The sequence below is a fragment of the Cytobacillus citreus genome (assembly GCF_018343665.1).
GTDB lineage: Bacteria > Bacillota > Bacilli > Bacillales > Cytobacillaceae > Cytobacillus > Cytobacillus citreus.
This window is the reverse complement of sequence record NZ_JAGYPM010000001.1, coordinates 1,014,326-1,034,242: the sequence shown is the minus strand read 5'-3', so window position 1 is coordinate 1,034,242 and position 19,917 is coordinate 1,014,326. Positions and strand designations below refer to the sequence as shown.

The following is a 19,917-nucleotide window of genomic DNA, read 5'->3' as shown; positions in this document are numbered from 1 at the left end:
CTTTTTAGTTTGATTTTCTTCTATCGGTAATAACCCATCACACTCTTACTTGATTATTTCCAATTAGCTGCTTTAACGTAGCTAACTTTACCCACTCTGGGTATTCTTCCATCAGCAAATCATATAATACTTCATCCGATATGCCTGATGGATCTTCAACACTAAAGAAGTTTGCATTGTCAATATATCTTCCCGTTAAGTTGTCTAACTGTTCCAGGAATGAAAAATCTGATTGGAATATTCTTTGGAATAACCCTCGCTTTTTCACATCTTTATTTGACTTTCCAATCGCCATAAACTGCCAAAATATTGGTTCATAAGATGACTGAGTGATTTGATCAATCGTTACCCCTTCATCAAAGGTTGCACCATCAGTAACAAACATAACATACACTGACATATTTCTAGTAATTGGCGTCCTATTCAATGAATAGCCGAAATAGCGCTCTCGTATTGTTTTCATTACTTTCCCATAATATGTCCCGCCTTCTAATGGAAAGCTTCTATTAATATTTGATATAAAACCATTAAAATTATCAATCGTCATTTCACCAACATCATGGGCTTTTTCCCCAAATAGGAATATATCAATTGATCCATCATCATCAAATCGTGTTGCGAGTGCTAGAATTTTTTCAGAGAATTCTTGAATTTTACCAGATCGATAAAGGGAGCTCATTGATCCAGATATATCTAGACATAAAGCAACCTTTGCCTGGTGAGTGCCTAAGCCTACCTTTTCTAAAGTTACTTTCGCTTTTTTGGAAAGATCTAAAAGTTTTGGTGCTTTCTCAGCCATTTTCTTTTCAAGCTGAATTTTATTATTTTGAATAGGCGTGCTAACTGGTGGTGAAGAAGCTTCTGTTTGTTCTTCTGCCACCTCACCGCCAAAATGTTTTAGAAGAGCTGCTAAACCGCCATTAAATCCATTGCCGACTGAGGATAGTCTCCAAAGAGCTTTAAAATAGATTTCAGAAATGATAATTGCTTTTTCATTTTGAAAGTCATTACCTGTAAATCTATACTCAGCAAAGGACTGGCCATTTGAACTAAATCTAATTATTCCTGATGAAATCATCGACATTGTTCCGTTGCCGTCAATCGTAGCTGTAAAAACTAATTGTTGGGAAGAGGAGGGAAGTTTTGTTAAATCAATTGAAAATGCAGCTGAACCGCTCTTATTGCTTAAAAGCCTAATTTCTTGCGCAGGAGATTCGCTTTGGTTATAAAAAATCATATAACGATCATCAGTTAATTTTTGTTCATGATTTAATCCAAAACATGTAATGTCAATTTCAAAGCTTGACTGAATTTCTACATCTACTTGAATCAGGTGAGATGGACTCCAATCTGAAATTTTAATCTTTTCGCCACGAACTAATGATTTCATAATCTATCAACCTCTTTCATTTGTTACCTCTTATTTTACCAAATATTATAAATATTCACCTTTATTTCCATATCATTTTTTATAAAATTTAGATTTTAGCTTGTTTATCGTCTTTTAGTTTTACTTTAATTTTACATTAATGGTAAATGTAAATTAAAATAAGGTGGTCAGTGGTATTTTTCTTTAGTAGAATATAAATAAATAATAAAAAAGGCTTATTAGTTTACGCTTTCCCAATTGAAGGGGTACACTATGAAAGTAAGAAAACCTTTTTTAATTGAAAAAAGTTTTTACCTTGGATGATCCTTCCTGATGAAATAGGAAGATCTAATAAAATAATGAAGGGACGATTGTTAATGGCTATTTCTTTATCAAAAGGGCAAAAGGTAGATTTAACAAAAACAAACCCTGGATTAACAAAAGTGATTGTAGGACTTGGATGGGATACAAATAAATATGACGGGGGCCAGGATTTTGATTTAGATGCTAGTATTTTTCTATTAGATGCATCTGGAAAATGCGCTTCCGATAAAGATTTTATTTTCTATAATCAGCTAGAAGGCGGAAATGGGTCAGTAGTACATACAGGTGATAACCGTACAGGTGAAGGGGACGGCGATGATGAGCAAGTAAAAGTAAATTTATATGCTGTTCCTGCGAATATCGAGAGAATTTCTTTCGTCATTACTATTCATGATGGGGAAAACCGTGGACAAAATTTTGGTCAAGTTTCTAACGCTTTTGTAAGAATTGTAAATGAAGAAACGAATGAAGAAGTCATCCGTTATGATCTAGGAGAAGACTTTTCTATTGAAACGGCGATCATTGTCGGTGAATTATACAGGCATAGTGATGAATGGAAATTCTCTGCAGTAGGTTCTGGTTATCAAGGTGGATTAGCACGTATTGCTACGGACTTTGGTTTACAAGTCGGATAATAGTGAAAAGCAGGAAAGGCATATTTATTTTCCAGCTTTACAATTGAATAAACATTTTTATAGGAGGATTTTCAAGTGGGAATTCAATTGGCAAAGGGACAAAGGATTGACTTAACAAAAACAAACCCAGGTTTAACGAAGGTAATTATTGGACTTGGCTGGGATACGAATAAATATCAAGGTAGGCATGATTTTGACTTAGACGCCTCAGCTTTTTTAGTGGATGCCAATAATAGATGCCAAAACGACCATGATTTTGTTTTTTATAATAATCTTCAACATCCAAGCGGAGGGATTGTACATTCCGGAGATAACCGCACAGGTGAAGGGGATGGAGACGATGAGCAGCTAGTCGTTGACTTTACAAAAATACCTTCCTATGTTGATCGTATTGGTATAACTGTAACAATACATGATGCAGAACTTCGTCAACAAAACTTTGGTCAAGTATCAAACGCATTTGTTCGCCTATTAGATAATTCTAATCAACAAGAATTATTACGTTTTGATTTAGGTGAAGATTTTTCAATCGAAACAGCTGTTGTCATATGTGAACTTTACCGTCATGGCAATGATTGGAAGTTCAATGCTATCGGCAGCGGTTTTTCAGGCGGATTAGCTGCATTATGTCGTAATTACGGTTTGCAAGTTTAAAGAATCATCTTAAAAAAGAATGAAAGAGCACCCAAATTGCACTGTCCCCCGATTCTTAGAAATTGCAAGTCATTCGGAGGACAGTTCATAATTTGAGTGCTTTTTTTCATTCATCTGTTTATGTACTATTTAGAGATGAATACCCCATAAAATAAATTAAGGTTTTATTATAGGAGGTGTGAGGACAGATGTCGATACACATCGTCCAAAAAGGGGATTCTTTATGGGCAATATCTCAGCTCTATGGAGTACCGATCGAATCAATCATAAATGTAAATAGGTTAGTTCAAAATAGTAGGATCATACCTGGTTTAGCCCTCTATATCCCTGATCAAACATTACCCATTAGATCAAAAATAATAATACCTGGAGATTCAATTTGGAAAATTGCTCAGCAGTACAATACGAATGTTAATTTAATCCTCTTAGCTAATCCTTCCATAAATCCAAATAATCTATATATTGGTCAAAAAATTAATATTCCTTCTTCACAAAAGCTTTCCATGCAAACACTAGGTTTCATCATTCCATTTAATCCAGATTCATTTATCCCTGTATTAAACCAAATTGCACATAATCTCACTTATTTAGCAGTAGTCTCTTATTCATTAACAAATGAAGGTTCCGCGTATTTAACTTTAGATGATACTCAAATTGTTGCAGAAAGTAAACGGTTAGATGTCATTCCACTATTAATGATAAGGAATTATGCGGATCAAAAATTTAGTCCGGAACTTATTGGAAAAGTGCTTGAAAATCCAATTTACAGGCAAAACTTAATTAAAAGTATCATGAATTTTATAACGGAAAAAGGATATCAAGGGGTTAGTATTGACTTTGAATTTATTCCCCCGCCACGGAGAAATAATTTCTCTCAATTTCTTCATGAATTAAAACAAGCATTAGGTTCATTCATTCTTCATGTCAATGTCCATGCAAAAACGGAAGATATTCCAACGAATCGTATTATAGGTGCATATGATTATAAGGCTATTGGCGATGCTGCAGATATTGTTGCAGTAATGACGATTGATTATGGATATCCAACGGGGCCTCCAAATCCTGTAGCACCAATTTGGTGGATAGAGGAGGTAATTCGCTACTCCATCAGTTTAATTCAACCACAGAAACTGCAAATGGCACTACCTTTATATGGATATGATTGGAGAAATATTGACAGCTTTACGAGTGCAATTTCACTTCTAGGTGCACAAAATCGGGCCATTTCAACAGGTGCAGTTATCAATTATGATTTACATGCTGCTACCCCTTGGTATAATTATTGGATTAAGCAAGATAAGCATACCGTTTGGTTTGACGACATCCGCAGCTATTCTGAAAAATATAAACTAATAGATCAATATCATCTTCTAGGGACAACCTACTGGCAATTAAGTTTGCCCTTTCCACAAAATTGGGCATATGTTGAAAAAAATTTTATTATCACAAAAGATAAGCGGAACCGCCAATGTCACCCCCAACAAGGATAAGGCAGGTGAGAAAGGTGTTTTATATACTTCTTGGTGGACTTTAGACACGAGAGGTCAAAAATTACGCGAAGTCCTCCCAAAAGCTTTTCTATTGGTTTTGCAATATATATGCTTCCTAAGCCTATCTTGTGGAGCTAAACATTTCTTTATATCGAATAAAGGTATGATATCAATTAAAAAAGGATGCCAGTTACGGCATCCTTTACGTATTGCGGCGATTAACTGCACGCCACATTCGTGCATTCCATCTTGGATTGTTAATCGACTTACGCAATTAGCTCATCGCATATATAAATATAATATGCATCTTACAAAAGGTCAAGATAAAAGAATAAGTGAAACTTTTAACAATATTTTACGTTTATATTATAATAAAAGAGAAACTTTAATAGTAGCAGGTAAGGAGATACAATGAAAAGACTACAACCTATATGGGAAAGTATAAAACGTTTTTGGCGAAATAAGCATATAACAAAAATATTAATGTTGATCGTTCTAACATTTTTATTATTAACCATCTTATTTTTCGCTTTTTTAGCAGCAACAGCGAATGTGGAATCATTGCAAGAAGGGTTAAAGCAATCTACGATTATTTATGATAAAGATGGGGAAGTTGCCAGCACATTAGCTACGAATCGGTCTGAGGGAATAATTATTGAGGAATTGCCTGATTATGTAAAAAATGCCGTGGTAGCCATTGAGGATGAACGCTTCTATAAGCATAATGGCTTTGATATAAAAGGAATGGCACGTGCTTTTTTCAAAAATTTATTTGCTGGCAGAATTACTGGTGGAGGAAGTACTATAACCCAACAACTTGCTAAAAATGCATTACTTTCACCAGAAAAGACTTATAAAAGAAAGATAGAGGAATTATTTTTAGCAGTAGAAATTGAAAAGTATTACAAAAAAGATGAGATTCTCCAAATGTACTTAAATCAAGTGTATTTTGGGAGTGGTGCATGGGGCATCGAACAAGCTTCTAATAAGTATTTCAATAAAAGTGCAAAGGAATTAACGATTAGTGAATCAGCTCTTTTGGCAGGCTTATTGAAATCACCATCTGCACTTGATCCTTACAAAAATTATGACGGTGCCATAGAGCGACGTAATGTGGTGCTTGGCAAAATGAAAGAACATTCTATGATTACTGAATCGGAATACAAGGAAGCCATTTCTGAAAAGATTCAGCTTGAAGAAGGAAAAGGAAGCTTTGTAGAGAGAAAATATCCATATTATGTAGATGCAGTACTTGATGAGGCTATTAATAAGTACGGCTTAACTCAGGAAGAAATTTTCACAAGAGGATACCGAATTTATACAGAAATGGATCAAAATATTCAAGCTGGACTTGAAAAAGTATATGAGCAGGATTACTTATTTCCTCGTGGTAAAAATGGGGTCCTCGTCCAAAGTGGTTCTGTTCTTTTAGATCCTGAATCAGGAGGAGTAAGGGGACTTGTTGGCGGACGCGGAGACCATGTATTCCGTGGTTTTAATCGCGCGACTCATTTAAAAGCCCAACCTGGTTCAACTCTAAAGCCACTGGCTGTCTATACACCAGCACTTGAGGAAGGCTATAATGCAACATCAATGCTAAAGGATGAACCAATGGTTTTTGGAAAATATAAACCTGAAAATGCTTCAAAGACTTTTTCAGGTGAAGTCCCAATGTATAAAGCCATCGAGGATTCCCTAAATGTTCCAGCGGTCTGGCTGCTTGATCAAATCGGACTGGAAAAGGGGATTGATTCATTGAATCGTTTTGGTATCCCTTTAGAAAAAGAGGACGAATATTTGGGAATAGCATTAGGAGGCATGCATAAAGGTATTTCACCATTAAAACTCGCTGAAGCCTATTCAGTCTTTCCTAATGAAGGGAAAAGAAAGGATGCCCATCTAATTACGAAAATAGTAGGTCCTACTGGAAACATTATTGCTGAAAGAAAGAAGGAAACAGTTAAAGTAACTACCAAATCGGTTGCAAACCAAATGACGTCAATGCTTCTTAATGTCGTTGAATCTGGAACCGGACAAGGTACAAAAATCAATGGAGTTCAACTTGCCGGAAAAACAGGTTCCACCCAACTTCCTTATAAAGATATTAACGGAACGAAAGATCAATGGTTTGTGGGATACACGCCAAACCTAGTCGGTGCTGTTTGGGTTGGATATGATAAAACTGATCGAGAGCATTATTTATCAAGCAGAAGTTCAGAAACGGTTGTACCTATATTTAAAGCAATTATGGAGAATACGCTTCCATATATTGAGCCTGCTGAATTTTCAACAAAATCAGTTAATGAAAAGCTTACACAGCAAGATAAAAAAGAAGAAATTGAGAAAACGATAAAAGAAAGTACTGATAAGATAAAACAAGAACTGCCAAAATGGAAAGAAAAACTATCTGAAGGTGTAACTGAACTCGAACAATTTGGCGATTTTCTTAAAGAGAAATGGAATAAACTGCTTAACCAGTAGAAGAATTGGAGGTATCCAATTCTTTTTTTGTTATTGCGTGCCCAGGCAAGCGTTCATTGCAAGTTGGTGAAAGTCCAATCCGAGTAAATGCCAAGACGCTCGGCAACTGACAGGCGACTGATGAAGAAAATCTAATGTTGAAGCCCTGTGACAAAGTAACTTTCTTAAAAAAGTTCAAGCAAACTAACTGGTTGTAACATCAAGCCAATCCTGCCGCCCGTCAAAAGAAACCTTTGATAAGGACAAAGAGAAGTCGAGTCTGGTGCATGTAGACGAAGACCACGGAAGGTGTAAAGAACTTGGAAAGACAACATCGAAAATCTCTCGGGGGACATGTTTAAAGAATAAAAAACAAGAAGTTATTAAAAAGAAGTGTCGATAGTGGACGCAAGGGAGATTATAAATTTTTAAAAATGAAAAATACAGTTTAACATGAAAATACCCAATAGTGTAATTGGGTATACGGTTTTACTCATTTGATTTTTGTGTTTCTCTATCTTTATTATCATCTGATATTAATTCAGAAGGATAAAACTCTTCAGAAGTTTCAGTATGATATTGCAAAAATGTATCTTGAAGTTCTTTGTCTTCATCTCCATAAACCACATAGATAACAAAATACTTATTAAAAAAAGATTCAAAAAATGCAATTCCCGCAGATGAAATAAGTGACATAGTAAATAAGTTAATATTATTACCTGTGGTTAAACTTACACTAAATATCCAAATAACTGGCATTGCTAAACCGAAATCAAAAACGGTAGCTACAACATTGCTGGTTCTTGGTAAGATAATCAAATCACCGATAATATACGATAAAATACTGAGAGTTATTGTAATTGTTAAAACGTTCGCAACTGTCATGTCATATAAAAAGCCTAGAATGAAAAATAAGAAAATAAAGTTTGAAGTAATTTTTATTATGAAAGCAATGACATGATTCATTAACTCACCTCCATTTTTTATTGTGTATAGTAGATGAAATAATATTCACAAAATGTAATACATTGAAGTTTAAAATGAATTAAAAATTATTTATCATATAAAGAGCTAGCGCATGCTATAATTTAACTATCAAACTGCTAGCAGATTGATAGCGTTATGATAGATTAGAAGTAAATGCTATTTTGGAGGCTGTTAAAGATGATATTGGACAAAGAAAAAAGAATTCAGCTTAATGTTCGAATTGCTCAAGAAACATCACAAAAACTAGATGAAATCGTTAACTATTATCAGGAAAATACTAAGCTTGGCAGAGTGTATAAAGCAGATGTTTTAACAGATATTATTGAAAAATCTTATGATATTATGAACAAACAAAAGCAAATGCAAAAGAAGTTTTAAATAATAGGTAAATACCTATTATTTAAATTGGGTAATTTTTCTTAGTAGAATATTGTCAATATTGTTAGATTTAGATAATATTTTATTAAGGATGGTGATATTATGCGAACTAGAATCCGTAAGCGAGGTATGACCCTTGAAGATGTTAAGTTTGGATTAACAACAATTTTTTTGCATGTATCATTTTATGGCTTAATTGTTTTTATTTTAATCTTATTTATTGAAATTTTTAGTTAAAGACCAAGTTACTTTTATTTCTAATGTATTTAATGTATGATTAAGAATGATTTTTATTGAAGGAGATGATTGTATGGCGAAAAAAGGATACATATTAATGCAAAATGGCGAAAAGGTGGAGTTTGAACTATATCCAGAAGCTGCTCCGGGAACAGTTGCTAACTTTGCGAAGCTAATTAACGAAGGTTACTATAATGGGCTTGCTTTTCACCGTGTAATTCCAGGATTTGTAAGTCAAGGTGGATGTCCACACGGTACAGGTACAGGTGGTCCTGGCTACACGATCAATTGCGAAACCGAAGGCAATCCACATAAACATGAGGTAGGTTCTTTATCGATGGCTCACGCTGGACGCAATACAGGCGGCAGCCAATTCTTTATCGTCCATCAACCACAACCACATTTAAATGGTGTTCATACAGTATTCGGAAAAGTGACATCTGGTATGGATACTGTTTTAGCAATGAAAAATGGGGATGTAATGGAGAAAGTTGAAATTACAGAAGAATAATTAGGGATGAAAAAGAGCCAAATGGCTCTTTTTCTTTATTTAGGTGATAAAATTAAGCATCAAGCCCATACTAAAAAAATGTAAAAGGAGATGACTAAAATGGGTGCAATAGAAAGAAATGGCTATCAATTTAAGCCTGAGTATAGTGTAATTAATCAAGATGGGGCCATTCATGTTTATAGAAATGGGGAATTCATAGAAGAAATTAAATTTCAGTTTTCCGATAAATTTCCAGAACATGATTTAATCGAGGAGCTTGTCAATCACTATTGCTATGAGCATGGAATTTGAGTTTTTCTTACGTTAAAAAAACCTCTTAACTAAATGATACCTATTTTATTTTCAAAGCTATCTACAATCATGGAGGTGTATTCCTTGAAACCAGTAAGGGATTATATAAAAGAAGATCTTAATCTTTTATTTGTTGGCTTTAATCCAAGTATCCGATCTTCAGAGACGGGGCATCATTTTGCTAACCCGAATAATCGATTTTGGAAAATCCTTCATGAATCTGGATTGACACCAAGAAAATTTGATTCAACAGAGGATAATCAATTACTAGATTTGGGCTATGGTTTGACAAACATTGTCCCTAGACCTACGAAGGCTGCCGAAGAAATTACGAAAGAGGAATATGAAGTAGGTAGAAAGGAGCTCATAAGAAAAATAAGCTTCTATAAACCAAAGGTAATTTGTTTTGTTGGGAAAGGAGTTTACCAAGAATACAGTAAGAAAAAATCAATTCCTTGGGGAAAGCAAGAGAGTTCAATTATTTCTGGCACAATCGATTTTGTCGCCCCCTCTTCTAGCGGACTAGTGAGAATGCAAATGAGGGATATTATACAGATTTATTCAGAAATACCAATACTAATAACACAAAGCTGTCATGATATATAGATAAACAATAACTATGAAACTTTAAAAAATAGTACAAATGAAACTTTAAAAAATAGTACAAATGAAACTTTAAAGAATCATTCAGAATAATTAAAATAATATGAACACCAAGAATCCGCTTCAATTTTAATCTCTTAAGGAGGGAAAGAAATGGAGCATTATGTTCGTGTTATTCCATTCAAGGTCATTGAACAAACAGAAGTGGCAAATCAAATTCCGAAAGGCGTAGAATTGATTCAAGCACCAAAGATTTGGAAAGATACGAAGGGAAAAGGTGTTACAGTAGCAGTATTAGATACGGGCTGCGATATAAGTCACCCTGATCTAAAAGAAAGTATCATAGGTGGTCGAAATTTTTCAAGTGATGATAAAGGTAACCCAGAATTATTCAAGGATTATAACGGTCATGGAACACATGTAGCTGGAACTATTGCTGCCAGGGAGAATAACTTAGGTGTCGTTGGAGTTGCACCGGAAGCAAGCCTGCTAATTGTCAAGGTTCTTAATAAAAATGGTTCAGGACAATATAGTTGGATCATTAATGGAATCAATTATGCCATTGAACAAAAAGTCGATATTATTTCCATGTCTCTTGGGGGTCCAAATGATGTTCCAGCACTTTATGAAGCGATCAAAAAGGCTGTAGACAATAATATTCTCGTTGTATGTGCAGCAGGTAATGAAGGAGATGGGGATGACTCGACAGACGAATTTGCCTTTCCCGGTTCCTATAATGATGTAATTAGCGTAGCCTCCATTAATCTAGAACGTCGCTCATCTGAATTTAGTAATTCTAACAATGAAATCGATGTTGTTGCTCCTGGTGAAGAAATCCTCTCAACCTATTTGAATGGTAAGTATGCCACTTTAAGCGGCACTTCAATGGCTGCACCCCATGTTTCAGGTGCACTTGCCTTAATTAAGAGTTTATCCATACAACAATTTGATCGTCAGCTCTCTGAGCCAGAGCTGTATGCACAATTGATAAAAAGAACCGTACCTCTTGGGTATTCACCGAAACTAGAAGGAAATGGACTAGTCTATATGACGGTGCCTGAACATTTGGCCAATATCTTTGATCAAGAAATTAAATCAATAATCATAAAGGTGAATTAATATATTCAGCATGTAATTCGTTTTATTCATATCATTTTAAGAATAGTTCTTAATAAGAACGCGAGGGGATTGTCCAAAAGGATAATTCCCTTTTTTTCTAAATATAAAAATGCTGTAAGCAACATTTAATAGGGCTTCTCTAAGTAGATAATTCAACCTACAAAAAAGTCATGGTTTATGTTTCAATCATTTTGAAAAACTATCCTTGTAATTAATATTGTTCGAACGAACAAAAGTAAGTTTCGTAATTTTTAGTTTTTTATAAATCTAAAGTGACAGTATTATATGCTATTATTTAGGGAAGAAATCAAATAAAGGGAGTATGTCAATTGGAGACTTTCACACAAAGAGCCATCTTCATTATTAAAAATATCCCAGCGGGAAAGGTTATGACCTATGGGCAAATAGCTAAACTTGCAGGCAGTCCAAGAGGAGCAAGACAAGTAGTAAGGATCCTTCATTCCATGAGTAAAAAACAGCAATTGCCCTGGCATCGAGTAATAAACTCGAAAGGAGAAATTGGACTAAAAGATAATGAATTTTTTACAATTCAAAAGCTATCATTAGAAAGTGAAGGGGTAGAATTCAAACTAAATGGGACAATTGATTTAAATCGCTTTTTGTATGAGCCAGATATAAGATATTAGTTGAAATACTGTTTCATTTTACCTACATATTTTTCAATTAATTTATTATTCCTTGTACTTTTTTGTATGAAAAACACTGCTTTTTCCTCATCTTGAAAATAGAGGAAATTCACCTTTCAAAGAAGAAATGGATTCATGAACAAATATAAGAAAGGTGGCTAATGCATATGAAAAAAGGAATGAAATTTAGTCTTAGCTTTTTATTGATTTTCATGCTGGTGCTCGTTCCTCAAATTAATTCAGAGGGACCAGCCGTTCAAGCAACAGAGGAAGGGGGAGAACTGGTTCAGGAACTGAATCAGCTGCTTAACAATGATCCCGATTTATATGGGGCACTCGCAGGTGTCAGTATACGATCTGCAGAAACTGGGGAACTGCTTTATGATCATATCGGTGACATACGTTTAAGACCCGCATCTAATATGAAGCTATTAACCGCCGCAGCTGCATTAGCTACCTTGGGTGAAGATTACAAATTTACTACAGAGATTCTGACTGACGGTTCTGTGAAAGGGAAAACGCTACAAGGAAATCTATATTTAAAAGGGAAGGGGGACCCTACTCTTTTAAAGGCTGATTTTGACAATTTCGCTAAGGAAATTAAGGTATTAGGAATTAAAAATATCCAAGGAGATTTAATTGCGGACGACACATGGTATGATGACATCCGTTATTCCACCGATTTATCATGGAGTGATGAATCATACTATTATGGAGCCCAAGTTTCTGCCTTAACTGCATCCCCAAATGAAGACTACGATGCGGGTACGGTTATTGTTGAAGTGAACCCTGGTAAAAATGCTGGCGAAGCACCTTTAGTCTCTCTAGAACCAAAAACAGATTATGTAAAAATTATTAATAACGCAAAAACGGTTGGAAAAGATGGAGCTAAAAATATTACTATTGAGCGTCAGCATGGAACAAATTCAATTATTATTAATGGAACAATTCCATTAGAATCTAGCAGGGCAAGGGAATGGATGGCTGTCTGGGAACCGACAGGCTATGCACTCGATCTCTTTAATAAATCTCTACATGAACAAGGGATTGAGCTAAAAGGGAAAATGAGGGCTCAAGAAGCACCTCAAACAGCTAGCGTATTAAGCATACATCAATCCATGCCCTTATCAGAATTACTTATTCCCTTTATGAAACTGAGTAATAACGGACACGCTGAAACTTTAATCAAAGAAATGGGGAAAGTCGTAAAAGGAAAAGGAAGCTGGGACGAAGGTCTTCAAGTACTAGAAGAAGAATTGACAAAACTTGGTGTGAATATAGAATCACTAGTTTTACGAGATGGTTCAGGCATCTCCCATGTGAATTTAATCCCAGCCAACGAGATATCCAATCTTCTTTTTGAAATTCAAAACGAGGAATGGTATAACTCCTATTTGAATTCATTACCGGTTGCTGGAGCAACAGACAGAATGGTCGGGGGCACTTTACGGAATCGAATGATAAACTCACCTGCTCAGAATAAGGTAAGAGCGAAAACAGGGTCCATCTCAACAGTGAGCTCATTATCCGGTTATGTTGATACAAATAGCGGGGAAAGACTAATTTTTTCAATCGTATTAAATAATTTAGTAGATGGATCGAAAGGAAAAGTTATTGAAGATAAGATTGCTGTAATTTTGGCAGAGCAATAGGTTAAACCTGAGATCCTTACAATTAATATGCATATCATTGGGAAAAAGGCGGCTTCAAGGAAACCAAATTCCTCATAGCCGCCTATATCATTTGATCATATTATTACTCAGCTTTTGCAGCTTGAACATCAAGAGAAATCTTTACTTTATCCCCAACTAGGACACCGCCAGTTTCAAGAGCTGAGTTCCATGTTAGGCCATATTCACTGCGCTTTATGGCACCTTCAACGGTGAAACCAGCTTTTTCATTACCCCACGGATCTTTACCTGATCCTTCGTAAGTCACTTCAAAAGTTTCTACTTTTGATACACCATGAAGAGATAGTTCTCCAGTTACATCATATTCTCCATCACCTTTACTTACAATCTTAGATGACTGGAATGTCATTGTTGGATAATTTTCCACATTAAAGAAATCTCCTGAACGAAGGTGGTTATCACGATCTTCATTACGAGTATCAATACTTGATAAATCCACTGTAAATTGAATATTTGCCGTCGTTAAATCCGTAGGATCTGCATCAATGACTGCATCGAATCGATTAAAAGTACCTTTTACATTTGCAATCATCATATGTTTAATCGAGAAATCAACACTGCTGTGTACCGGATCTATAGCCCATTTCGTATTTGTCATATTATTAGCCTCCATTTTGTTTGAATTCAATTAGTTTGAATTCGAGATTATTTAATTCTAGATAAATAATATTACCGATTAATCATTTTGTCAACAATATTTACTATAAATTAAGGAAAACTTTAATCGATGGGAGTCATATGACGCACAGGATATGCAATGTCAAACTTTCCAAAAGGAAAATTACTGCCATAAGACATCGCACGAAGAAAAAGAGTTTTCACTTTCGAGGATGTCGCAATCTTTTGGTTGGAAAGCCGAAAAATCTGAGCTAATTAGTAAAGAATTTAGTTCGATCAACGTTATGATTAATGATTTATCAATGCAAGTGTTACAATAAAAAATGATTTTGAAAATTAATATACTAGAGGGTGTCTGGAAATGAAACAATTGGAAACAACTTACCGAAATGCCGTGGAGTCAACAAAATCAAAGATAATAGATGATTTAAACAAGTTTCTAGGAATGAAAGATAAAATGCCTTCTTTTGAAGAGTATATTACAAATAGAGGTAATTATGTTGATCAAATCTGGATCAACGTTTGGTTAAATAAATCAACGAGTATTTCCAGACTAGAGAAAAAGATGTTTTTAAAGGATAAGGGCTATGAAACAGAGCATATTGATCGTAAAGTTCTTGATCATCTATTTCGAACTGAAATGCGTACATACATTCCATTCGATGCAAATAAATGGCTGAACGATATTTGGAATACGAATAATTTTACTTGGGAAGTCCGATATAAGGAAGCAAGAGAGAAGTTTCTGCAAAAATTAGAAGAAGAGCGTATTCAAACAGCACTGCAAACCCTTCAAGATGAATTAGGAGAAGAAATTATTTCCTTGATTGAGAAAAATGAGGATCTGCTTTATCTATATGTCAGGCACTTCGTATCCTGTCAATTTCAAAAAGATCTTAACACGAAAAAGAGATATCAATTAGTAGACACATTTGCACTCGAAGAAAAATTAAATATGATAGGTAGACTTGAACCAGATTCCTATAAAACTTTATCTGATTTTTTTGAAGAGCTAACAGGGGACATCCGAAAAACAAGAAACAGGAAACGAACATATTTTGAATATGAAACTTATTATAACCATTATGAAGATCTGGTAAGCGAATATCTTACAGATATCCTTCCATCAATAATACTCAAGAATTTACCTGCAAGCTATTACAATAACGAACAAAGCAGATTATCAAAGGAAACTGTTGAAGCCTTAATCGAGGAAATCATAATTTATGAATGCGAGTATTTAGCAAATGGCTTCATTCACAATTTACAGCATGAATTCATTACAGATTTATTAAATTTAGCAAATATCCCTTTCGATCCTGAAAAACATAATGAAATTTTACACAATGATCTTGCGAAAAGAGAGAGGCTAAGGGCTGAAGAGCTTGCTGAAGCTAAACGTAAAAAAGAAGAAGAAAAACGGATGATTGTTGATATTTTTGGACAAGAATACCAACCATCTATAGAGCGAAACATTCGCTACATTCTTCATATTGGTGAAACAAACACTGGAAAAACTCACCATGCACTTGAAAAAATGAAGGCTGCTTCTAGTGGAATATACCTAGCACCACTCAGACTGCTGGCTCTTGAAGTATACGATAAACTTAATGAAGAAGGTACATTGTGTTCATTAAAAACAGGGGAAGAGGAAAAGCTTATTCCAGAAGCTCGTCATATATCAAGTACAGTGGAGATGTTTCATGAAAAAGATTTCTATGAATGTATTGTAATAGACGAAGCGCAAATGCTTACTGATAAAGATCGTGGGTTTTCTTGGTATAAAGCCATAACAAAAGCAAATGCCGCTGAGGTACACATAATAGGAAGTCAAAATGCAAAAGAAATGATCCTGCAGCTGCTCGGAGAATCAAATATTGAATTGAATGAGTACCACCGAGACATTCCATTAGAAGTCGAAAAGAGAGAATTCAAATTTAGCCGAGTTGAAAAAGGAGACGCACTTATTTGTTTTTCTAGAAAGCGCGTTCTTGAAACGGCCTCAAGACTAGAAAATTCTGGGCATTCTGTTAGCATGATTTATGGCAGCATGCCCCCAGAAACTAGGAAAAAGCAGGTTCATCGGTTTATTAAAGGCGAGACATCGATCATAGTAGCAACAGATGCTATTGGTATGGGGCTTAATCTTCCAATCCGTCGGGTAGTTTTTCTTGAAAATGAAAAATTTGATGGTGAGAAAAGAAGGGTGCTCACATCTCAAGAGGTCAAACAAATTGCTGGACGTGCGGGTCGTAAAGGAATCTATAATATCGGAAAAGTAGCATTCACTTCCAACATCAATAGGATGTGGAACCTTCTCATTTCTGAGGATAAACCTATACGAACATTCGCAGTTGCACCAACGAGTATAGTTTTCGAACGTTTTCAAAACTATTATCGAGATCTCGAAAATTTTTTTGAACTGTGGGAGAAATTTGAAAGTCCAAAGGGCACAAAAAAAGCAGCCCTTTTGGAAGAGAGAATCCTATATGAAAAGATTCGCGGAACAGAAATAGAAGCTAAGTTTTCCATTAACGATCTATATTCATTTTTGCATCTCCCATTTTCTAAAAAGGAACCAGATCTTATTTGGCAGTGGGAAAAAACGATGTATGCCCTTATTCATAACACCGAGTTACCTGAACCCCAAATAAAGAAACGAAATTTGGAAGAATTGGAACTTACTTATAAAGCAATTGGACTTCATTTATTGTTTTTATATCGTCTAGATCGAAGAACTGAGGCGATTTATTGGGAACGAATCCGTGAAGAGATTAGTGACCAAATCCATACCAGATTAAAAACAGACGTCAAAAAAATAGCAAAAAAATGCCATAGCTGTGGAAAACAGCTTCATTGGGACCATAAATTTCAAATTTGTAATGCTTGTTATGAAAGAAAATATCGAAATAGCTATTTCGAATATTAAAAGGTCGAAAAATTAAATAGGAATAATTAATATTTTTTTTCACAAAATAAGGGGTGATTTTTAATATTAAGGAGGTATTTTTATGATGAATCAACAAGGTCAAACGCATCAAAATATGCATACAGGTACGGTTCCGCCTCAACAAAATCACGGTGGTCATGAAGTATTTGATGTTCATGAAGTACTTTCAGGAACAATTGGTACGTTAAACTTGTACACCATCCTGCGCCCAAGTGTGAAGGATCAAGAGCTGCAAAACATTCTTGACCGCCAATATCAATTCATTCAATCGGAATATAATACAACGGTAGACTGTTTTAAATCCGGACAAGATCCCGCTGTTCCTACACAAAGCTATAAAATGACACAAGATAATGATTTTGTATACGGATTGCAGCCATCACAGCCAAAGAAACCTCTTCAATCAACATCTGAAATTACCGACGAATGTATATCTGGTTTAATGCTTGGCTCAGTAAAGGGTGCAGCAGGCGCTAAGGCCATGGCCGCACTTGAAGTGACAAATCCTGTAGTAAGACGTGTAATCGCTGATTCCATACCAAACTGCATTGAAATGGCGTATGAATTGTCAATCTACCAAAACAAACATCATTACTATCAAGTGCCACAGCTCGCACAGCAAGACATGCAGCAACTATTAAATGCATACGCTCCAGCACAAATGAATGGTCAAATGCCGAATAATCAAACTGCACATTAAAAAATATATGAGTTATTTAAAAGGTGATTCTCTTAAGAATCACCTTTTTTAATTAATAATAATTATTATAAATTAAAAAAACTTTTAATTCTAATAATTGGCAAAATATATTTACATTGTCAATTAAGTATTATTTAATAGATATATGTTTAAAAATTCAGATAAATAAGGAGGAAAAAAATGAGAAAATTATTTAAAAAACCATTTCTATCTATCTCCATATTAATGCTAGTTTTGTTATCAGCTTGTAGTGGCAAAAGCTCAGAAACAACAGGAGAAGGCACCTCTTCCAAAGAAGGGGATGTAATAAACGCAAAAATTGGCGTCATTTCCTATATTACTGGACCAGGTGCAGCTTACGGTGAGGCTATTACAAATGGTTTTAAATTGGCACAAAAAGAGATTAACGATAAAGGTGAAGTGAATATTAACCTAGTAATCGAAGACTCTGCAGGTAAACAGGAGGAAGCATTGTCAGCAGCACAAAAATTGATGAGCGACGATAGCATTGTTGCACTTTTAGGCCCAACATTAAGTACAGAAATGAATGTTGTCGGACCTGAGGCTGAATTAAACGGAATTCCAATCATGGGAACATCTACGACAGCAGAAGGCATTCCACAAATTGGAGAATATGTATTTAGAAACTCATTGCCTGAGGCTTTAGCTATACCAACTTCAATCAAAAAGGCTGTTGAAAAAAACAGTGTAAAAAAGGTTGCTATCCTGTATGGAAATGATGATGTGTTCACAAAGTCTGGATTCGACACAATGAAAAAAGTGGCTGAAGATATGGGTCTAGAAATTGTGACGATAGAAACATTCCAAAAAGGCCAATCAGATTACAATGCACAATTAACGAAAATCAAGGGATTAGAACCAGACTTGATCCTATGTTCAGCACTTTATAATGAAGGAGCTGTAATCATGGATCAGGCGAGAAAGATGGGGGTTGATGTCCCATTTGTTGGTGGAAATGGATTTAACTCCCCTCAAGTAATTGAAATTGCAGGAAAAGCTGCTGATGGGTTAATCGTTGCCACTCCATGGTTTGGAGACAAAGAAAATCCAAAAGTGCAAGCATTTAATGAAAAATATGAAGCTGAATATAAAATGAAGCCTGACCAATTTGCTGCACAAGCTTACGACGCACTTTATATTATGGCAGAAGCTCTTAAAAATGCTGGAGAAGCAGATAGGGATAAACTAAAGGAGGCACTTCTTGAAATTAAAGATCTAGAAGGGATACTTGGAAAATTCTCTTTTGATAAAGATGGGGATGTGGTGATGGACCCAACAGTATTAATCATAAAAGATGGAAAATTTAAAGTTTTTGAGTAAAACAAAAGCTAGAGGGTGAGAAATCATGTTGTTAGAACAACTTATCAATGGTATTACACTTGGAAGCATCTATGCGATTGTTGCCCTAGGATTCACACTTGTTTTTGGTGTATTAGGAATCATAAATATGGCCCACGGCGAAATTTTTATGTTCGGGGCATTTATCGGGGTAATTATTACAAGTACATTAGGATTACCTCTCTGGATAGCATTTCTAGCTGCTATTATTGTAACGGGTATTTTAGGCTATATGCTTGAGCGTGTTGCTCTGCGTCCATTAAGAGGAAAGCAAGGTGTCTCACACCTCGCTCCCTTAATTAGTACCATAGGAGCATCGATCTTATTAGAAAATCTATCACATCATCTTTTTGGGGCAGGAAATCATCCTTTCCGAAATGCATTTGCTGAAATCAGTTTCCAAATTGGATCAATAACCATCTATCTTGTTCAAATATTAATTTTCGTTATTTCCGTTATTTTAATGATAGTACTTTCTTATTGGCTATTAAAAACAAAAGCAGGTAAAGCACTTCGAGCAACTGCGGAAAATATTGAAACAGCAAGTATTCTTGGTGTAAATACTAAAAGAATTATTATATTAACTGTCGTAATTGCGTCTGCCATGGGAGGAATTGCTGGAATTCTAGTTGGAATGGCATTTAACTCAGTGAACCCGCAAATGGGCTTATCAATGGGGCTGAAAGGTCTAGCTATTATCATTTTAGGCGGTATGGGCAATGTGAGGGGCGCAATGGCTGGTGGCCTAATTCTTGGATTATCTGAAACTCTTATTGTAGCATATGGTGATTCTGGATATCGTGATGCTGTTGCGTTTATTACGATCATCGTAATCCTATTATTACGGCCGCAAGGATTATTTGGCCAAAAAACAACAGCAGCGGGAAGGTGACA

Annotated in this window: 19 protein-coding genes; 16 read left to right on the top strand and 3 right to left on the bottom strand. The window is 35.2% G+C overall.

The features are described from left to right. Positions 1 to 37: 37 nt before the first annotated feature. Positions 38 to 1,390, bottom strand: coding sequence for a VWA domain-containing protein (locus KHA94_RS05115; RefSeq protein ID WP_213101011.1), 1,353 nt, complete (start codon positions 1,388 to 1,390; stop codon positions 38 to 40). A gap of 356 nt (positions 1,391 to 1,746) precedes the next feature. Here KHA94_RS05115 and KHA94_RS05110 point away from each other — a divergent pair, with 356 nt between their 5' ends. The 4 genes from KHA94_RS05110 to KHA94_RS05095 all read left to right on the top strand — a co-directional run bounded on the left by KHA94_RS05110 (position 1,747) and on the right by KHA94_RS05095 (position 6,953). Continuing rightward, entirely contained in the window at positions 1,747 to 2,328 is a 582-nt protein-coding gene (locus KHA94_RS05110; RefSeq protein ID WP_213101010.1) for a TerD family protein, read from the top strand. Positions 2,329 to 2,403: 75 nt separating this feature from the next. Beyond that, the gene (locus tag KHA94_RS05105; protein ID WP_213101009.1) at positions 2,404 to 2,982 is read left to right on the top strand and encodes a TerD family protein; all 579 of its coding nucleotides are present in this window, start codon (positions 2,404 to 2,406) and stop codon (positions 2,980 to 2,982) included. Between the two features lie 188 nt (positions 2,983 to 3,170). Next, complete coding sequence (locus tag KHA94_RS05100) at positions 3,171 to 4,472, top strand: glycosyl hydrolase family 18 protein (protein ID WP_213101008.1); 1,302 nt, start codon at positions 3,171 to 3,173, stop codon at positions 4,470 to 4,472. 411 nt (positions 4,473 to 4,883) lie between these two features. After that, positions 4,884 to 6,953 (top strand): transglycosylase domain-containing protein, encoded by a 2,070-nt coding sequence (locus KHA94_RS05095; protein WP_213101007.1) that lies wholly within the window; start codon positions 4,884 to 4,886, stop codon positions 6,951 to 6,953. Positions 6,954 to 7,421: 468 nt separating this feature from the next. Here KHA94_RS05095 and KHA94_RS05090 read toward each other — a convergent pair whose 3' ends face one another. After that, a complete protein-coding gene (locus KHA94_RS05090) occupies positions 7,422 to 7,898 on the bottom strand; it encodes a DUF2512 family protein (RefSeq protein WP_213101006.1) in 477 nt (158 codons plus the stop codon). A 198-nt stretch (positions 7,899 to 8,096) separates the two neighbouring features. On the opposite strand from KHA94_RS05090, the gene KHA94_RS05085 reads away from it, so the two are divergent. From KHA94_RS05085 to dacB, 8 genes are all read left to right on the top strand, one after another. Then, entirely contained in the window at positions 8,097 to 8,297 is a 201-nt protein-coding gene (locus KHA94_RS05085) for a hypothetical protein (protein WP_420828135.1), read from the top strand. Between the two features lie 102 nt (positions 8,298 to 8,399). Next, a complete protein-coding gene (locus KHA94_RS26210) occupies positions 8,400 to 8,534 on the top strand; it encodes a hypothetical protein (protein ID WP_275950860.1) in 135 nt (44 codons plus the stop codon). A gap of 73 nt (positions 8,535 to 8,607) precedes the next feature. After that, complete coding sequence (locus tag KHA94_RS05080) at positions 8,608 to 9,045, top strand: peptidylprolyl isomerase (RefSeq protein ID WP_213101005.1); 438 nt, start codon at positions 8,608 to 8,610, stop codon at positions 9,043 to 9,045. Between the two features lie 99 nt (positions 9,046 to 9,144). Next, positions 9,145 to 9,336, top strand: coding sequence for a YbxH family protein (locus KHA94_RS05075; RefSeq protein ID WP_213101004.1), 192 nt, complete (start codon positions 9,145 to 9,147; stop codon positions 9,334 to 9,336). A gap of 84 nt (positions 9,337 to 9,420) precedes the next feature. After that, the gene (locus KHA94_RS05070) at positions 9,421 to 9,942 is read left to right on the top strand and encodes a mismatch-specific DNA-glycosylase (protein WP_213101003.1); all 522 of its coding nucleotides are present in this window, start codon (positions 9,421 to 9,423) and stop codon (positions 9,940 to 9,942) included. A 150-nt stretch (positions 9,943 to 10,092) separates the two neighbouring features. Continuing rightward, positions 10,093 to 11,058 (top strand): S8 family peptidase, encoded by a 966-nt coding sequence (locus KHA94_RS05065; RefSeq protein ID WP_213101002.1) that lies wholly within the window; start codon positions 10,093 to 10,095, stop codon positions 11,056 to 11,058. Positions 11,059 to 11,387: 329 nt separating this feature from the next. Continuing rightward, complete coding sequence (locus KHA94_RS05060; RefSeq protein ID WP_213101001.1) at positions 11,388 to 11,705, top strand: MGMT family protein; 318 nt, start codon at positions 11,388 to 11,390, stop codon at positions 11,703 to 11,705. Positions 11,706 to 11,872: 167 nt separating this feature from the next. After that, positions 11,873 to 13,357, top strand: a complete 1,485-nt coding sequence (gene dacB, locus KHA94_RS05055) for a D-alanyl-D-alanine carboxypeptidase/D-alanyl-D-alanine endopeptidase (protein WP_213101000.1) — start codon at positions 11,873 to 11,875, stop codon at positions 13,355 to 13,357. Between the two features lie 103 nt (positions 13,358 to 13,460). Here dacB and KHA94_RS05050 read toward each other — a convergent pair whose 3' ends face one another. Next, the gene (locus KHA94_RS05050; protein WP_213100999.1) at positions 13,461 to 13,994 is read right to left on the bottom strand and encodes a YceI family protein; all 534 of its coding nucleotides are present in this window, start codon (positions 13,992 to 13,994) and stop codon (positions 13,461 to 13,463) included. A gap of 381 nt (positions 13,995 to 14,375) precedes the next feature. Here KHA94_RS05050 and KHA94_RS05045 point away from each other — a divergent pair, with 381 nt between their 5' ends. The 4 genes from KHA94_RS05045 to KHA94_RS05030 all read left to right on the top strand — a co-directional run bounded on the left by KHA94_RS05045 (position 14,376) and on the right by KHA94_RS05030 (position 19,915). Beyond that, positions 14,376 to 16,943 (top strand): DEAD/DEAH box helicase, encoded by a 2,568-nt coding sequence (locus tag KHA94_RS05045; protein WP_213100998.1) that lies wholly within the window; start codon positions 14,376 to 14,378, stop codon positions 16,941 to 16,943. Between the two features lie 82 nt (positions 16,944 to 17,025). Beyond that, positions 17,026 to 17,664, top strand: a complete 639-nt coding sequence (locus KHA94_RS05040) for a spore coat protein (RefSeq protein ID WP_213100997.1) — start codon at positions 17,026 to 17,028, stop codon at positions 17,662 to 17,664. Positions 17,665 to 17,844: 180 nt separating this feature from the next. After that, positions 17,845 to 19,005: an ABC transporter substrate-binding protein gene (locus tag KHA94_RS05035; protein WP_213100996.1), complete on the top strand. Its 1,161-nt coding sequence runs from the start codon at positions 17,845 to 17,847 to the stop codon at positions 19,003 to 19,005. 25 nt (positions 19,006 to 19,030) lie between these two features. After that, positions 19,031 to 19,915, top strand: a complete 885-nt coding sequence (locus KHA94_RS05030) for a branched-chain amino acid ABC transporter permease (RefSeq protein WP_213100995.1) — start codon at positions 19,031 to 19,033, stop codon at positions 19,913 to 19,915. Positions 19,916 to 19,917 lie beyond the last annotated feature (2 nt).

Bases quoted from the DNA above. Each gene is read 5' to 3' on its own strand.
- KHA94_RS05075 (WP_213101004.1), top strand. From the start codon at position 9,145: ATGGGTGCAATAGAAAGAAATGGCTATCAATTTAAGCCTGAGTATAGT.
- KHA94_RS05095 (WP_213101007.1), top strand. From the start codon at position 4,884: ATGAAAAGACTACAACCTATATGGGAAAGTATAAAACGTTTTTGGCGA.
- KHA94_RS05050 (WP_213100999.1), bottom strand. From the start codon at position 13,994: ATGACAAATACGAAATGGGCTATAGATCCGGTACACAGCAGTGTTGAT.
- KHA94_RS05040 (WP_213100997.1), top strand. From the start codon at position 17,026: ATGATGAATCAACAAGGTCAAACGCATCAAAATATGCATACAGGTACG.
- KHA94_RS05110 (WP_213101010.1), top strand. From the start codon at position 1,747: ATGGCTATTTCTTTATCAAAAGGGCAAAAGGTAGATTTAACAAAAACA.
- KHA94_RS05035 (WP_213100996.1), top strand. From the start codon at position 17,845: ATGAGAAAATTATTTAAAAAACCATTTCTATCTATCTCCATATTAATG.
- KHA94_RS05080 (WP_213101005.1), top strand. From the start codon at position 8,608: ATGGCGAAAAAAGGATACATATTAATGCAAAATGGCGAAAAGGTGGAG.
- KHA94_RS05030 (WP_213100995.1), top strand. From the start codon at position 19,031: ATGTTGTTAGAACAACTTATCAATGGTATTACACTTGGAAGCATCTAT.
- KHA94_RS05100 (WP_213101008.1), top strand. From the start codon at position 3,171: ATGTCGATACACATCGTCCAAAAAGGGGATTCTTTATGGGCAATATCT.
- KHA94_RS26210 (WP_275950860.1), top strand. From the start codon at position 8,400: ATGCGAACTAGAATCCGTAAGCGAGGTATGACCCTTGAAGATGTTAAG.
- KHA94_RS05115 (WP_213101011.1), bottom strand. From the start codon at position 1,390: ATGAAATCATTAGTTCGTGGCGAAAAGATTAAAATTTCAGATTGGAGT.
- KHA94_RS05085 (WP_420828135.1), top strand. From the start codon at position 8,097: ATGATATTGGACAAAGAAAAAAGAATTCAGCTTAATGTTCGAATTGCT.
- KHA94_RS05090 (WP_213101006.1), bottom strand. From the start codon at position 7,898: ATGAATCATGTCATTGCTTTCATAATAAAAATTACTTCAAACTTTATT.
- KHA94_RS05065 (WP_213101002.1), top strand. From the start codon at position 10,093: ATGGAGCATTATGTTCGTGTTATTCCATTCAAGGTCATTGAACAAACA.
- dacB (WP_213101000.1), top strand. From the start codon at position 11,873: ATGAAAAAAGGAATGAAATTTAGTCTTAGCTTTTTATTGATTTTCATG.
- KHA94_RS05045 (WP_213100998.1), top strand. From the start codon at position 14,376: ATGAAACAATTGGAAACAACTTACCGAAATGCCGTGGAGTCAACAAAA.